The organism is Treponema sp. OMZ 857 (genome assembly GCF_024181085.1).
Taxonomy (GTDB): Bacteria; Spirochaetota; Spirochaetia; order Treponematales; family Treponemataceae; genus Treponema.
The window spans coordinates 451,752-466,971 of sequence record NZ_CP051147.1; the positions used below are offsets into that span (position 1 = coordinate 451,752).

Sequence of the window (15,220 nt, forward strand, 5' to 3'; positions counted from 1 at the left end):
AACCTTCTTCTCGTTACCGGTTTTTTTTCTGTACTTCTTCCGCTTTTCGGGAAATTTTATTCCAAACACCGGAAACACCCATCGCTTTTTTTACAATTTTAAGGGTTTGTGCGGCTTCCGCCCGCATCTTCATCGTACCGTTGTAGATAATTTCGTCGATGAAGCCTCGTTTGGATGCATACATCGCACGCCGTTCTCTAATAGGTTCAAGGAAAGTATTGATGGCGGCTGCAAGTTTATCCTTTACTTCGACATCGCCGACTTTTCCCTTCCGGTAGCATTCTTTTAAATCTTCAATTTCCGCTTTGTTCGGATTAAAGGCGTCATGGTAGATGAACACCGGATTCCCCTCTACAGTTCCCGGAATGTCGGCGCTGGTTCGGTTGGGATCGGTATACATACTGCGCACCTTTTTTATCACTGTTTTTTCATCATCGCAGAGGAAGATGGCATTATTCAAACTCTTCGACATTTTAGCCTGCCCGTCCGTACCGACAAGCGAGCCGCAGTCGCTCACCATAACCTCCGGCAACGGAAATACATCACCGTACATATAGTTAAAGCGCTTTGCGATTTCCCGCGTCAATTCGACATGGCTTTCGTTGTCCTTGCCGACCGGTACCAGATTTGCACGGGGCAGCAAAATATCGGCAGCTTGCAGCACCGGATAGCCGAGAAGCCCAAGTGGTAATTCGGAAAGATGCGCCGCCTTTGCCATATCCTTTATGGAAGGAATACGCTGCAGCCGCGGTACGGTAACAAGGTCGGAAAAGAACAGGTTCAATTCGCATACTTCCGGTACCGCTGATTGCAGATAAATAACCGATTTTTCAGGATCGATTCCGCAAGCCAAATAATCCAGCGCCATTTGCCGTACATTATCGGCAAGTTCATCGATATAGTGTTTTTCGGGCTTGGTTGTCAGTGTATGCAAGTCTGCAATAATAAAAAAGCAGTCAAATTCTTCTTGAAGCCGCACACGGTTCCTAATCGAGCCGACATAATGCCCCAGATGAAGGTTCCCTGTAGGGCGATCACCCGTTAAAATTCGTTTTCTTTCCATAAAAGCGATAGTACCATGTTTATATTTAGCAGTGCAAGGGTAACCGCAAAAGAAGCAACGCGTTAGTACATAATCGACTTAACCAAAATGAACAGCATTACATTTCGTTCAGGCGCATCGTTATCGTCGGCAATCCGCGCACATTCGGTCCGTACCGGCGCATGCCGATTTAAATTACCGGCGAGCGACCAAAAGGCTGAATACTTTATGGATGCTCGGTATAATTCTTCACCTGTTATATCGAGTATATTAATTAATTGTTTAAAACTCTCCGGATGTTCCCGGTACTTATCCAACACGGAAATATCGCAATCCTCCATAAGTGCATCCGGCTTTCCATTGTTATATTTAATATCAAAATCTGAAAGAAGTTTTATAAGCTCATCTTTTTGTTCTTTAGTGCCCTTAAACGCCGTAATTTTATCTTTAAAAATATCCTCCCATGCCAACACAGAGGCAATTTTCTGAATAGGTGCGGAATCGCCTGTTGCAAAAAAGATACTCCAGAGTATATCAAGTTCCGTTGCATTGCGTATATCGGCTGTCAGCGGATCATATTCGGTTTTATCATCGATAACACCTTTGATAAAACCTTTTAAATAAGCATCATTTTCTTTTTCATACAGTTTGTTTAAAAGCTGCTTATCTTTGAGGCCGACAACCAGAATAAGAAACCGCCGTTCTTCGCTATCGCTTTTGCTATATATGGTCATAAGCTGATTGAAGGATTGTTCCGTAGGAAAGATTTTTGAAAAAAAGAATACCGTCGGATAATACCACGAGGCTTCTCTGTCCGGGTGGTGTTCGTTAAAAAAAGATTTCAATAATTCCGGCGCTTTTTGATATTCTTTCGTTTTATAAAAATCCATTATTTGATCATCGATTGTTTGATACCCTTGCGCCGCAGCATGTGCTCCGCAGATTACAGCAAATACAAGTGTACAAAAGAAACGGATAACGGCTTTCTGTTTTAGCATATAATATATCCCCTTTCGATAGTGATGGAGATATTTTAACCGATCTGAGGTAAACCGTCTATTCATAATGAGTTCTGGCAAATTGACGTTGGAAAATATATAGTTAAATCGAAAAAGGAAAGGATTATGATATATTGACGGTTGGTTGGATGTATAATATATGGAAGGGAAATAGCACTCCGCTATCGAGATGCAGCAACCGGCAAAGTGTATATTTTGTTCAGTTGCCGCATTTCGAACAATTGTTATGGGAACCCCTAAAAGCTAACCCTATTTTTAGAGATGCCTTTATCTTCTTTTGCCGAATAAGCGGAGGAGGGCTAAGAAGATATTAATAAAGTCAAGATACAGCTCTAATGCGCCGATAATCGCAACCTTCTTAAAATCTTCATTATCCTGTGCATAGCGGGCAGCTTGTGTAATCTTTTGCGTGTCATAAGCGGTTAGTCCGGTAAACACACCGACAGCCACAAAAGAAATCAGCCAACTGAGCGAAGAAGAATTCATAAACCAGTTAACGATTGATGCAATGATCAGTCCGGTAAGCGCCATCATCAAATACTTACCAGCCGAGTTTAGATTGCTCTTTGTTGTTGCCCCATAAATACTCATTGCACCGAACATCAGCGCTGTTATGACAAAAATACTTGCAACAGAAGTGCTCGTGTAGACAAAGAGTACCACCGAAAGCGTCAATCCGTTAACAATCGAGTAGATCACAAAAGAAGCGGCTGCAACCGGAAAGCTCATTTTTCTAATACCTGCCGACAGAATAATGACCAGTGCAAATTCTGCGAGGATTAATCCCATGAAGGTAAAGTTGCTTCCAAAGATAAACCGTGCAAGTGTTCTGCTGTTGAAGACCGCAAAGGCTGCAATCCCGCTGATTGCTAAAGCTGCAACCATCCATCCGTATACGGCGGTGATAAACCGCTGAGAGATTTTTTCATTTGCTTGCTGCAATGAAATGTTGTCAGGTGATGTGTTCATGTTCTTAATATACAAATGAATATCTAATATGTCAATCAATCGGGTGTTGACAGGAGGCGGGTAAATCCGTATATTCGATGCGATTAAGCCTGGGGATGTTCCGGTTTCGACTAGGAAGCAGAGGCTTGAGTTGCAGGTGGAGAGCCGTACTCCTAAAAAGCGGCAAACTTTATAACTGCCAACAATGACAGTTCCGACTACGCATTAGCTGCGTAATCGCGGAACCTACCGAGTGTTGCTTCCGAGCGAGGTAGAGTTCCGACGCTACTCGGAGCTTGCTTTTTACCGGATGCGGACGGTAAAAAGGACACTTCCCGCAATACGGATTCGACGCTTTCGGCGCTGACACCGGATCCCGACAATCACCTCGCGCCGATAAACCTGTAGACGCTCCTGTGTCTCTTTTTAGGACGGGGGTTCAATTCCCCCCATCTCCAACACTCCTTATCCGCAGCCATCCGGTTGCGGATATACAGCGAAACTTTCTCTTTTTCTTTCCAACCAATTTATTGATACATAATCAAATACGGGCGCGGGTCAAGTAAAAATACTTCTTCCGGCTTCATAATCGGAACGTCATAACCGGCGCCCTCAACCATCGGTTTTAAGAAGAGCTTAAACGACTTTAACGGAATATTTTTTGCCGCTGCGTTATATGCATACGTTTCTTTTTTTAACTTCGGTGATCCGAAACCGTCGGAACAGTGGATGAGCTGCACCCGCTCGTAATTGCTTTTTACTAAGTGCCGCTGTTGAATCATTTTTGCATTAAACTGGTGAATAACCAACATACGCCTGCCGCCGATACCGTGCTCAATCATATAATTCTGGATAATTTGCTGCGCTTCGTTGATCTCCTCCGCTGTAACGGAGCCGATTTCCTTCATCGGTTTTGTGGTTCTCCATTCGGGATCAAGTGCGAGATGAACATTCGGATATTTTAAGAACGGAAGTAATTTTTTTGTTGCCTCGGCTACAGAGTACTTGCCGATTTGATGGTCGAGGAACACATACCAGCCCCGCTCCGCCGCAAACGCAATATACTGCTCTACAATAGCGGTAGAAAGTATACCGATTTCGCCGGCAGGCCAGCAGGTACCGTAAATGATATAAAATGCAGGGATAATATTCCGATTGCCGTTTGCGGAATCGTAGAGTTTAACGAATTCGTTCATAATCGGCTCAATCTCTTCAAGCGAATACTGACCGAGTATCCCCATCGTGCGGGCATTCGGTTTTCCATACAGCGCAAAAACATCGCTATTGAGCAATACCGATTGCAAGCCGTGCTCCGCCCGCTCTTTGTTCTTTATGATATCCTGATACTCAATAGGACCAGCAAGACCCCCTGTTTCCATCACGGTGATCTCCGGTTTATTGAGGAAAAGGGCACAGGGAAAGACCGGCTTCCATTCAATCTGTCCCTGCGGAACGGCGGTGTTCCTTTCAGGATTGACGGAATCATAGGCAAAGGCGCCGGTTGTATAAAACACGGCGGCACAAAGAAGTAGGGCGATTTTTTTCGGCAAAGATACTACCATAGCTTTCATAGTATCGGCAGTAAATCAAAAAGCTATAGGTATGAAACACCCGCAGATTCTGCATGGAATCCCCGCCATCCTTGGCGGTTCCGATACGTTGAGGATATTCAGAAGCGGCACGGATGCCATTGTTCGGGAATGTATATCCTTGCACATTCCCGAACAGCGCTTTTGCAAATAGACGGTACAGCTGCTAGGAGCCTAGCCGAAATAAAGCGGAGGCGTACTTGGTGTACGTCGAGCATTTATTTCGGCGTAGCGACAACGCAGATGCCCCGTATATTTTCAAAAGAAAAGGACGGCCTGATCAACAGCATCAAACCGTCCTCATTTCGGGTGTATAAGAAACGGCGTCTGGATGTTGGTACCGCCGTTTAATGTCCCCTTCTGTTTTTATTATCGGCGGCGGCTGTAAAATGTTTAGAAGTTTTTTGTTCTTTAAGATATTAAACCTGTTCGGAAACGCAGTTATCGAATAGGTCTATTATCTACTTGTTTTTAAATATCTCGTACACCTGCATCGCCATTCGGCGAATCCTTTTGTATATCGTTTCTGCTGCAGCGATGGGAGGGAGTCCGCTATCTTTGCCGGTTTCGTCGTGAAAAAAGAGCACGGCAACCAAATCTTTCGCAAAACCGTTCTTTATGTTCTCGTCTATTTTGTTGAGCTGTGCAATTAAGGCAGCCTGCTCACGGGCGCAACTCCCGTTACCGGAATGTGCGTTTTCACGTATGCTTGCTTCGTTGTACTCCGCTAAGCGGCGGCACAATGCCTCGGCTTTTTCCGCTTGGGCTGCGAGACCGGCGGCACTCTCGGTCATTGCCTTGACCGAAGCGGCTAGCTGCCGCTTCCGCGCACCGCAGCCGTCTAGGAATGCTTGGGAATACACGCTTTTTACAAGGGTTTCCAACCGTTCATCGATGGCGGTGCGCGGGAGTCCGCCGGTCATGCCCGCAAAATATTCCGCAGTACAGGCAGGCATTCCGGGAATAAACACTCCGTGCGGCATAAGATTGAAGGTTTTAACCTCCGGATATTTGGCAAGCGTGCTTTCAAACCACCACGCATAGAGCAGCATCCGGCGGTCGGTCAGCACCGTACCTCCGGCATAATCCTTATGCAGCGAAGGAAATGCCGAATATAAGCTGTTAAAATTCGCTTCCTCTGCGGAAGCAACACGGGTAGAGCGGGTATGGACGGCTTCTTCAAAGGTGCTGCCTGCAAAGTGGGTTTGCTTACCGGGATAGGCTAAATCCAACCCCGCCATGATAACGGGCTTGGCGCCGATATACCGCGCAAAATCCCACGCAGTCGTTGCAACCGAACCTCCGGCGGCGAGTACACAGTCCTCATCGCCGCTTTGCTTTTTGCCTTTTCTTTCAAGATAACGGGCAAAGGGTACCGAAGATTCGGAGAGGAATACTGCGCGGTAACGCTGCCGGAGTACCGCCGGAAAAACCGCCGCTTCGCTGATTAAAATGGACTTGCTTGTGTCCAATCCGGCGGTATGCAGGTAGTTCCAATACTGCGGATCAAAGCTGAGGATAAAATCCGGTGTAATGCCCGCCCGCAGACATGCCCGCAGCGCCGTATCCACTGCAATAATCAAAAAATCTTTGCCGCTTTTTTTTATCTGCTCAAGATGAGCGGTTAAACTCGGCCCGCCGGCAAGGACAACGGCTGCCGTATCGGGGAAAGCATTTTTAAAACAGCCGATCTTTGCCGCCGTACAAAGCATATCGAGGTTCTTTACCGTATTTTTTAACCACAGTGTACCGAAGCGTTCCAGTGTTTTGGCATTGATGCTGTTTTTCATTTTATTCCGCTCAAGCAGCGTAAAAAAAGTCCCGTACCACGGTTTATACGTTTCGGAGGAAACGGGCGCTTTAAACAGTATCTTGTTATTCCATCCTGTTGAGGCGAGAAACGAGGCAGCTTCTTCCGGTTGTGTGCCGATCAGAAGGCTTAAACGCCGGTGCCGAAAAAAGGAAGCAAGCGGGCGGGCAGCCAAGCAGCACAGAAAAATATCCCGATCTGCTTCGATGATCACCGCTTCGGCGGCGGGAAACCGTTCGATATACTGCAAAGCAAGATAGCCTAAGCCAAGCCCTGTAAAGATACAGCGGCTCTGCGCCTCTGCGGTTTGAAAAAATTCGGAATCGAGGATACGGCGGGCTTCTTCTTGAGGGTTATATTTGGAATGCACAAAGCTGCCGTTTACCGCCAGCGTCGGCGTATGTTCCATACCCTTTGCTTTTGCTTGTACTAATCGGTATGCGGGCGGTACGGCTTGTAAACACTGGAGCGCTGTTTCCTGCCGGTTGAGTCCGATCCTTGCCGCCTGTTCGGGAAAGCGGGCGGTAAAGTCATTACAATTTTGGAGGAATACCTCGGTATCGATGGTAAAGGGTACGCCGGCAGAAGCTGTTCCGGCACCGATGGAAGTAACGTTGTTTCCGGTGGAAGCCGAGCCGACAGAAGCGGCGCCGATAAAAGCTGCGCCGTTATTCGAGGGTGAGTTCAATGATCATTCCTTTTACAACCGGCGTTCCCGCTGCCGGACTCTGGGCAGTTACGTAGCCGTCTCCGGTCAGCTTAACCGTAATATCGGTTCTGCCTAATAAATCGAGCAGCAGCCGCTTGGGGGTGCCGATCAAATCGGGCATCGTGTCGCCGACGGTTACCGGTGTTTGGCGGTGCGATTGAATAATGCCGGTATGGGTTACATTCGGAGCATTTGCCCGCCCCATACCGCGATAATCAATAATTACATTTGCAGCTTCCGAAATAGCCGGCGCGGCGACCAATGAACCGTAGGTTTCCCCGACAGGACGGATAACCGCCATATACAGGATAATCTGCGGGTCATCGACGGGAAAAATACCGATACAGCTGCTGAGGTAATCGGTAGAACTATAGCCGCGCCCATCCGCTTGCGCCATCTGTGCCGTACCGGTCTTAACGGAAATCGGTACGCCTTTAATCGAAGCGCGGAAGCCGGTGCCGTCATCAGCGGCGGTCTGCATATAACCGAGTACCATCTTTGCCGTTTGTGCCGAAATAACCTGTTCAAGCGGTTTCGGTTTATGCCGGTAGACAGGCTTACCTGCCGAATCCAGAATTTCGGATAAAAGACTGAGTTTTAAGGTTTTACCTTTATTGGTAAAGGCTGTTGCGGCTTGTACGATTTGCAGGGATGTAACACCGATTTCCTGCCCTATCGCAATGGTATGCTTGGTACGGGCTGACCATGACGATACCGGCGCAAAAATGCCCGCCGCTTCTCCGGGCAGCTCAAGACCGGTCTTTTTCCCGAACCCGAATGCCCGCAGCTTTTCGGCAAAAGCCGCGGCATCTGTTTTATCGGCAATCTGCGCCATCCCGTCGTTACAAGAAAATCTGATAATGTCGCGCGGTGTTACTTGGCCGTGTACCCGCAAACAACGGATCACGTTTTGATCTTTTTTTTCACTTAGTTGCCGCGGTTTAAACGCAAATTGTGCATCGCAGGTGTAGACATCGGAATCCTTCGTCGTGCCGAGTTCTAAGAAAGATGCTATCGAAAAAATCTTAAAAACGGATCCCGGCTCATAAATAAAATATGCGGGACGGTCAAACCGGTCTTCTTTTTTGCTGGATGTAAAATGAGCTAAATCGACCGACGGTTCGTTTATATACGCAAGGATTTCGCCTGTCTTTGCATCTGCTGCCAAAAAAATGACTGCCTCCGCCTTTGAGCTCTTCATTGTCCGCTCGGCTATCTGTTGCAGCATATATTGAATGGAAGCATCGATTGTTAAGGCAACCGTATAACCATTTTTGTCCGCACCGGCAGTACCTTCAGGCGGGGAAAGGATATTTTGCATAGAATATTCAATACCTGCCAATCCCTTACCGTCATCACCAAGATAGCCGATCAGCGTCGATGCAAGTGCATTCTCAGGATAGATGCGGTTTGCTACCGCTTCAAGTCTGATCCCTTTTAAATTATATTCCCGTATTGCATCTTTTAAAATATCTTTTTCATTTTCACTCAATTTCTTTTTTAAATACAAAAAATTCGACTTGGAAGCCTGAATTTTATCAAGCAGCTCGGATTCCGATATTTCGAGAATCGGGGAAAGAATATTGACAAGACGGTTAACATCCCCAATCAATGTTTTATTTACCGATAGGTTATAGAGCGTTGTGGCTGCCGCTAAGATTTTTCCGTTCCGATCTAAAATTGAACCCCGTTCGCGGGTCTTCTTAACGGTACGTACTTCCGGTTCCGCCCCAAGCATTGCCCGCGCATATTTTGCGGCGATTAAGCCGGTAAAGATGAGCAACAAGCCGATAAAAAAGATAATGCGTTTTTTAGAAATAAAATGATTTAGTTCCATAGTAACCGACCGCAGATACTATCAACCGAGACAAATCCGTAATCACGGGAGTCGCGGGATTGGATTGCATTATCGCCGAGTGCTAAAATAAAACCGGCAGGAACATATTGTTCGGCTTGCGGTAAAAATCCTCCCAGATTTCTAAATTGGACGCGGTTAAGCGCAACAGTTCTATTATCGTCTAATATAAGCGAACCATAACTTTCCGCCGATTTTTGCGGAGCCGAAATAAAACGCAGTTCCGTATTTTCTATTTTTACGCAGCGTTTTACCACAAACCGCCCGTCTATATGATAGAGGACGGTATCCCCTGTTTTCGGCATTCCCCAGCGGCAAAGATACCGGTTCGCAGCAGGAAGCTGAATTCCATACGCCAATTTCCATATAACAACAAACTGCCCATCGGAAAGGGTAGGTTCCATCGAATGTCCCGAAATTCGCCGTATATCTAAAACATAGCTTTTTAAAAAGAGCAGGCCGCCTATTAACACAAGGAAGCCCAGGAGTTTTCTTTTCACCGGTTAAAGATAGCAAAAAAGCAAGATTTTTTCCAGCGTGAAGCAACCGCGATGCCCCATTCCTCCTTCAGGCTAAAACGAACTATTTTTGTTTTGACAGCGGTATTATGGTGTGGTATATTCTTAGAGTATATGATGCTGAATCGAAATAAATTGCTTTTAGTTTTGGCGGCTGCCGTAGTTGCGGCGGCGGTGATGTCCTGCACGAGCGTGTGGAATAAGAAATACAAAGATGATGCAGGAGTCATGTATGGGATGATCTATGACGAACGGGAAGAAGGTGTGGCGTTGGTCAACGTAAAGGTAAACGGAAAGCTGAAGGCGGTGTCGGACGGGCAGGGGCGGTTTATCCTACAGTTTTATTTTGCGGATATAAAGGATAAGAAGGAACAACTGATAGAATTGGAAAAAGAAGGGTATGAAAAATTTAAGCAGGTATTTTATTATGAACCTCTGAGCTTATTGCATTTAAGGCTTGAAAGCGGTGAATACTTATTAAAAGAAGCAGAAGGGGTGATAGAGAACGGAAACTATGAAGAAGCGGAGGGGTTTCTTGATCGAGCGTTCGAAATAGAAGAGAGCCGAGATGAAAGTCTTTATTTGAGAGCGGTGATACGATATAGGGAAGGGAAAGCTGATGAGGCGCTTGCGGCGTTAGAAAGCATGAGCAGAAAGGAAGATGCTGCGGTAAAAGCGTTTATGCAGAGACTGGAAAGGGTAAGGAAATAAAAGTGGAGCGGCGGATAAAAGGATACCTCAGGAAAGCTTCGGTAGTGTCGGCTTTTGCGCTTTTAGTTTTGAATGTCGCTCTACTGTTGAGTGTGCAAAGCAGGCAAAAAGAGATGGAAAGGATGCTGACGCTTGCCTTAGAGCAAGGGAGAGATGCAGCTGAAAAAGCGCTTGGGGCACAGGAAGAGAAGATAAAAGAAGCGATCGCGGTAAGCGAAGCGAATATAAACGATCGACTGGACAGGATAGAGAAAACGATGATTGCACAGGGGCAAGTAAAACGCGGAGTAGCGGGGCAAGTTCCGGCAGGAGAAAAAGAGAGCGGGAAAGGAGTGCGGCTCCTGTATGATGAAGCGTATTTGGCAGGGAAAGAAGAAGAAGCCTACCGGCTTTTAAAGGGAAAGAAATATGCCGCGGCATATCAACTATATGATGAAATTGTAGAAAAAGATCCTGAGCGACTTATGAGCCGGTATTATCGGATGTACAGCTTGTTTTACGCGAATGAAATGAACAAAGAAAACTATGAATTTCTGCTGAAAGAAATTGAATATCTTCGGGGAAAGGGCATGAGAGAGGACAGCTTTAAAAAGATAGAAACGTTTATCGAAAAGGAGCGAGCTATAGAATATGAAGCGCGGTAAGCTGCTTTTATTAACATCTATGATTATCGTATGGGCTACTGCCGGGGTATATGGGGAGCAGGTATATATCGCGCCGATCTTAACTGTGGATGAAGGCGGGGAAAGTTATGGAATAGACGAGCGGTATCGGGATGATATCTATACGAGCATAGAGGAACAAAAAGGTGCTCTTGCGATGACGGCTGTGAAAACACCTGCACAGATAAAGACGGTGAGGTCTTCCTATGATGCCTTAAAAGTATGTAAAGAAGAAAAAATAGCATATTTATTGTACGGGTGGATTAGAAAAAGCGAACAGACGTATGAGGGAGAGATCAGAATATTTGATGGAGAGGGACGGAAAACTATTTACACGGTATACGAAAAAGACGGAGCGGAAGATTACGAAGCATTTATACAAAATATCAGCAGAAAAGTAGTGAGAAAATTGGAGGAGCTTTTTTACCTGCCCGATAGAGATGAAAATAAAACACACAGTAGAATCAATGTGCAGGTGGAAGCGGGGTATTGGACATTTATCAACAAAGCGTGGCTTCAGTATTTAAGCGGTACGGTAAGTGCCGGAGGAGGGTTGGAAGTCATTCCGAATGACGGAGCCGTTTTAACGAAAAAAATGAACCTCTATTTTTCTATCGGGTGTGCCGCGGACTACCGGTTTGGAGTTAGCGGAAAAGGGGCAGTAAAAAGTTACTTACATAACGTGAATATAGCGGGATATATGAATACATATCTTCATTTCCGTAATGATCACCGTATCTACGGGAAAATGGGGGTAGTATACGACTTTGATATTCTTTCATATACGGATAAATATGCGGATACGCGTGTAGTCAATTCGGGTGCGGTCGGTATTGTCGCCGGGCTTGGATATAAATACGGAATAAGCGAAAAGGTAAAGCTCGTATTTGAAAGCGATTTTGAATGCATTTTTTATAAGAAAGTGATGGGAAAATATAAAGGGACGTTCGGGGTGGAAGTGGAAGTATTTAAAAAGGAGCATACGCGAATATGAAAAGGAACGTGATGTCGGCGGCTTTGGTGCTCAGTGGTGCAATGTTTTTTTCCGGATGCGGGAACGGGATATACGAGATTGTTACACGGAATCAGGAAGATCCCGATACGTTTTATCTGAACGTAGACTCATTTAGCGAAGAGAATGTCATACGGTGCAGTTGGGCAAAAGATGAGCGAAGTGATAAGTATATTGTGATGAGGAGTGAAGATAGGGAGCCGTTACATTTTGAAAAAGTATATGAGGGAGACGGGACGAGGTATGAAGATGCGGTGTTAAAAGAAGATACACGGTACTTATATCGGCTGGATAAGGTGAGGGGAAAAAGAGGTTTTAAAGGAAAGACGCATTACATGGGGATATACAGTAAACAGGTAAAAGACGTGTATGAACCGAATGATAAGAAAGAGAATGCCGTCCTTTTGGAAAGCGATAAACAAGCAAATGTGTATTATTACCGATCGACGGAAGGGACGATTTTAGAGGATGAAGACTGGTATAAGGTAAGAGTTCCGGCGAGGAGGCAGGCGAAGATAACGATTGTCTATAATGTTGCAAACCAGCCCTTTGTTATCACGAAACCGGACAACGGAGAGGAAGAGCGTCCTGCAACGAATGGCGCCGTTGAGATAAAAAATGATACGGACTACGAAAAAGAATTGAGGTTTAAAATATCATTGGATAAGAACATTGTCGTAAGCGGAAGTGCGGGAGGTGCATGCTATCGGTATACCTTGCGCCTTCTATCAATTGAGTAGGGAAAGCGCGAGATGAAAAGAAAGGTCGTTTTACTGGGCATACTTTTTTTATCGCTTTGCTTATATGGACAGGAAGCGGAAGAAGAAAGGAGCAGCGAAAAATATGAGCTGCAATACATTGAAGCGAAAAAATTTATCGACGCATTACCGGAAGGATTGAAGAAGAACAAAATATATATATTAGCGGACGGGAACGGATTTGTTATTCGGTGCGGAGAAGAAGAGAAAAAGATAATAGCAGAGTATATCGAGATACTGGATAAGGAGCCGAAAGCGACGGCGGTAACGCTAAAGTATCTATCGACGGAAGAACTGTTAAGGAATTTACCGCCGTCGGTGAATAAAGAAAGTATAACGGTAACGAGTAACCCGAACATTCTTTTTTTTAACGGGAGTGAAGGGAGAAAAGCGCAGTTTTTAAAAGAACTGGAACTGATCGATAAACCGAAGGCGCAGATACGGTACCAATTATTGGTGGTGCAGTATGAGAAAAGCGAGGATATGAATTGGACTAAGAGCCTTGAAGTAAAGAAAAGTAAGGGACAGCCGATGAGTGAATTTTCCGGAGTGATGAGTAATATCTTTAATATCAATTTTGATATTGTTTCGAAATTCGGCTATCAGTTTATTGCGAAGTTGAGCTTTGAGTTATCCGAAAATAAGGCACGAGTATTAGCGGACACAACGCTGAACGGACTGACGGGAGAAGAGGTGAAATTCCAAAATACGAATACGTTTCGCTATATCGATAAGACGTTCGATTCAAATGGCAAGCCCTTATATGGGTCGATGAGGGAGATAACGTCGGGGTTATTGCTAAATATCAAGGGGAATGTTTCCGGAGACGGAATGATAACGATGGAAGTAAATGCGCAAGTGTCGAAGCAGGGATCGGGGGGAGTAACAAGCGGGGTACTGCCGCCGACGTCGGAGAAGATCGTAAAGACAAAGGTGAGGACGCAATCGGGTACGCCGATTATTATCGGCGGTTTGTTGCAAGCGGAAAGAAATTCGAGTGAAAAAAAAGTACCGGGACTCGGCGATATACCGGTAGCGGGAATGTTATTTAAAGATACGAGCGGGGCGGAAACAGTGACGGAGATGGTTATCTACATTGTGCCGTATCTGCATCGGGAGAAAGAGAAAAAAGAGAAAAAGAGCGAGCGACTGATGCGGCTGTATAAGAAGTATGTAGAAGAAGCGAACTGAAAAACATCGGAAAATTTTATAGGAGTAACTATGAAAAAGACAAACAAGATTATTACTTTGTTGTTGTGCCTCGGATTATTGACAGGATGTGTTAATCAGTACAGTTCGGGAGGTACCGTCGGAAATAACCCGCTTGACGAAGGGAAAGAAATAGAAGAAAAGGAGGAAGAGAGCAAACCCTCTGAAGACATATTGTTTACTAAAGGAGCCGACGGGAAGGTTATATTTAAGGTAAACGACACAAAATATTGGAGTGTGAGAGGATACACCTTATGGAAATTTTTTGGAGAAGAGATAAATAAACAGAAACCGTGCATACGGGTCGTAAAGAAAGCAGGCGCAAGCGAAGCCGGATACGGGCTTATATGTTACAGTACCAAGACAGAGGTAGGACAGAAGCAGTACCGGATGCTCGTTGTACTGATACATACGGACGGAAGATACTCGGTAGGTTATGCAGTGAACGGGGAATATAAGCATATAGCATGGAAAAAAACGAGCGAACGGTTGGCAAAGGGCTACGGGGTGGCGAATAGTATCAGCGTAAAGAAAGCGGGAAAGGCGATACAGATATACTTTAACGACGAAGAGTATAAGGGAGAAGCAGCGTACACGATTAACAATGCGGATGAGTATGCCTTAGGGGAAGGCGAAGCAGGAGTAATAGCGGTGATATCGGCGAAGGATAAATTTCCGAGCGAGCGCGTGTGGATAGAGTACGAGGCGGTGAGGTAAGGGGAGAGGAAGAGATGATGAAAAGAATAAAAGAAGCCTTGGCAGGGATAGTGAAGAAAGCAGTATTTACGGTCTACCTTTTTACGATGATAGCGCCCGGCGGAGCATACGGCCAGGGTCGGACGGAAGGAGCGCGTGGAGTAAAGCGAGAAGCAAGCGAGCTCGTAGCGCAAAAGGTTATCGGGCAAGAGGGAGGAGTGTTAGAGGCGGAAGGAGTACGGTTTGTGATTCCTCGCGGAGCAGTGGAAGAGGAAGTCGAGATAACGATTAGCCGGCTGTATGAAGTAGCAGAGGGAGGAGAAGTAAAGAACGTAACGGCGGGCTTTGGCGGGTGGCAGTTTTGCCTAAGGGGATGAAATTTAAGAAAGCGTGTGAGCTATCGCTTGAGTACGACGAGCGGATAGAAGCAGAATACGCGGAAGAGATATACGTACTATTACGATGAGAAAGAGAAGCGGTGGGTTGCATTAGAGCGAAAGAGAGTCGATGAGGAAGGGAAGCGGATAGAATCGTATACGGATCATTTTACGGATATGATCAACGGGACATTGAGTTTACCGGAGAGCCCTGAACCGGTGCGTGTGAACAAACAGCATCAAGGAGCTGAAGGCGGCGGATGCGGCAGGGGATAGAAAGGATAGAAGGATTACAAGGGGAAGTG

The 15,220-nt window shown here is 45.7% G+C and carries 15 protein-coding genes and 1 other RNA gene; 9 read left to right on the top strand and 7 right to left on the bottom strand.

Annotated elements, in window-relative coordinates:
• Positions 1-13: 13 nt before the first annotated feature.
• The 3 genes from trpS to E4N66_RS02045 form a co-directional block, all read right to left on the bottom strand.
• Positions 14-1,063, bottom strand: coding sequence for a tryptophan--tRNA ligase (trpS, locus tag E4N66_RS02035; protein ID WP_253728771.1), 1,050 nt, complete (start codon positions 1,061-1,063; stop codon positions 14-16).
• A gap of 62 nt (positions 1,064-1,125) precedes the next feature.
• Complete coding sequence (locus E4N66_RS02040; protein WP_253673050.1) at positions 1,126-2,040, bottom strand: hypothetical protein; 915 nt, start codon at positions 2,038-2,040, stop codon at positions 1,126-1,128.
• Positions 2,041-2,328: 288 nt separating this feature from the next.
• Positions 2,329-3,030, bottom strand: coding sequence for a Bax inhibitor-1/YccA family protein (locus E4N66_RS02045; RefSeq protein WP_253728772.1), 702 nt, complete (start codon positions 3,028-3,030; stop codon positions 2,329-2,331).
• Between the two features lie 91 nt (positions 3,031-3,121).
• Between E4N66_RS02045 and ssrA the strand changes: the two genes are divergently transcribed.
• Positions 3,122-3,470, top strand: a transfer-messenger RNA (tmRNA) gene (ssrA, locus tag E4N66_RS02050).
• A 66-nt stretch (positions 3,471-3,536) separates the two neighbouring features.
• Here the strand turns inward: ssrA and E4N66_RS02055 are convergent.
• Positions 3,537-4,580, bottom strand: a complete 1,044-nt coding sequence (locus tag E4N66_RS02055; protein ID WP_253728773.1) for a hypothetical protein — start codon at positions 4,578-4,580, stop codon at positions 3,537-3,539.
• A gap of 31 nt (positions 4,581-4,611) precedes the next feature.
• On the opposite strand from E4N66_RS02055, the gene E4N66_RS02060 reads away from it, so the two are divergent.
• On the top strand, positions 4,612-4,752 hold the full coding sequence (locus E4N66_RS02060) for a hypothetical protein (protein ID WP_253728774.1): 141 nt from the start codon (positions 4,612-4,614) through the stop codon (positions 4,750-4,752).
• Between the two features lie 307 nt (positions 4,753-5,059).
• Here E4N66_RS02060 and E4N66_RS02065 read toward each other — a convergent pair whose 3' ends face one another.
• Genes E4N66_RS02065 through lepB form a run of 3 tightly spaced genes read right to left on the bottom strand, consistent with a single transcriptional unit; the run spans position 5,060 to position 9,472 of the window.
• Positions 5,060-7,096: a motility associated factor glycosyltransferase family protein gene (locus E4N66_RS02065; protein ID WP_253728775.1), complete on the bottom strand. Its 2,037-nt coding sequence runs from the start codon at positions 7,094-7,096 to the stop codon at positions 5,060-5,062.
• On the bottom strand, positions 7,077-8,954 hold the full coding sequence (locus tag E4N66_RS02070) for a penicillin-binding protein (RefSeq protein WP_253728776.1): 1,878 nt from the start codon (positions 8,952-8,954) through the stop codon (positions 7,077-7,079). The genes E4N66_RS02065 and E4N66_RS02070 overlap by 20 nt, the downstream gene beginning before the upstream one ends.
• On the bottom strand, positions 8,945-9,472 hold the full coding sequence (lepB, locus tag E4N66_RS02075) for a signal peptidase I (RefSeq protein WP_253728777.1): 528 nt from the start codon (positions 9,470-9,472) through the stop codon (positions 8,945-8,947). The genes E4N66_RS02070 and lepB overlap by 10 nt, the downstream gene beginning before the upstream one ends.
• Before the next feature lie 132 nt (positions 9,473-9,604).
• On the opposite strand from lepB, the gene E4N66_RS02080 reads away from it, so the two are divergent.
• From E4N66_RS02080 to E4N66_RS02110, 7 genes are read left to right on the top strand one after another with little or no spacing between them, the layout of a single operon-like run.
• Positions 9,605-10,201, top strand: a complete 597-nt coding sequence (locus E4N66_RS02080; RefSeq protein WP_253673044.1) for a tetratricopeptide repeat protein — start codon at positions 9,605-9,607, stop codon at positions 10,199-10,201.
• 2 nt (positions 10,202-10,203) lie between these two features.
• A complete protein-coding gene (locus tag E4N66_RS02085) occupies positions 10,204-10,845 on the top strand; it encodes a hypothetical protein (protein ID WP_253673043.1) in 642 nt (213 codons plus the stop codon).
• Positions 10,832-11,857, top strand: a complete 1,026-nt coding sequence (locus E4N66_RS02090) for a hypothetical protein (protein ID WP_253673041.1) — start codon at positions 10,832-10,834, stop codon at positions 11,855-11,857. The genes E4N66_RS02085 and E4N66_RS02090 overlap by 14 nt, the downstream gene beginning before the upstream one ends.
• On the top strand, positions 11,854-12,615 hold the full coding sequence (locus tag E4N66_RS02095) for a hypothetical protein (RefSeq protein ID WP_253673039.1): 762 nt from the start codon (positions 11,854-11,856) through the stop codon (positions 12,613-12,615). The genes E4N66_RS02090 and E4N66_RS02095 overlap by 4 nt, the downstream gene beginning before the upstream one ends.
• Positions 12,616-12,627: 12 nt before the next feature.
• Complete coding sequence (locus E4N66_RS02100; RefSeq protein WP_253728778.1) at positions 12,628-13,824, top strand: type II secretion system protein GspD; 1,197 nt, start codon at positions 12,628-12,630, stop codon at positions 13,822-13,824.
• A gap of 30 nt (positions 13,825-13,854) precedes the next feature.
• Entirely contained in the window at positions 13,855-14,559 is a 705-nt protein-coding gene (locus E4N66_RS02105) for a hypothetical protein (protein WP_253728779.1), read from the top strand.
• A 14-nt stretch (positions 14,560-14,573) separates the two neighbouring features.
• Complete coding sequence (locus tag E4N66_RS02110) at positions 14,574-14,915, top strand: hypothetical protein (RefSeq protein ID WP_253728780.1); 342 nt, start codon at positions 14,574-14,576, stop codon at positions 14,913-14,915.
• The last annotated feature ends 305 nt before the right edge of the window (positions 14,916-15,220 follow it).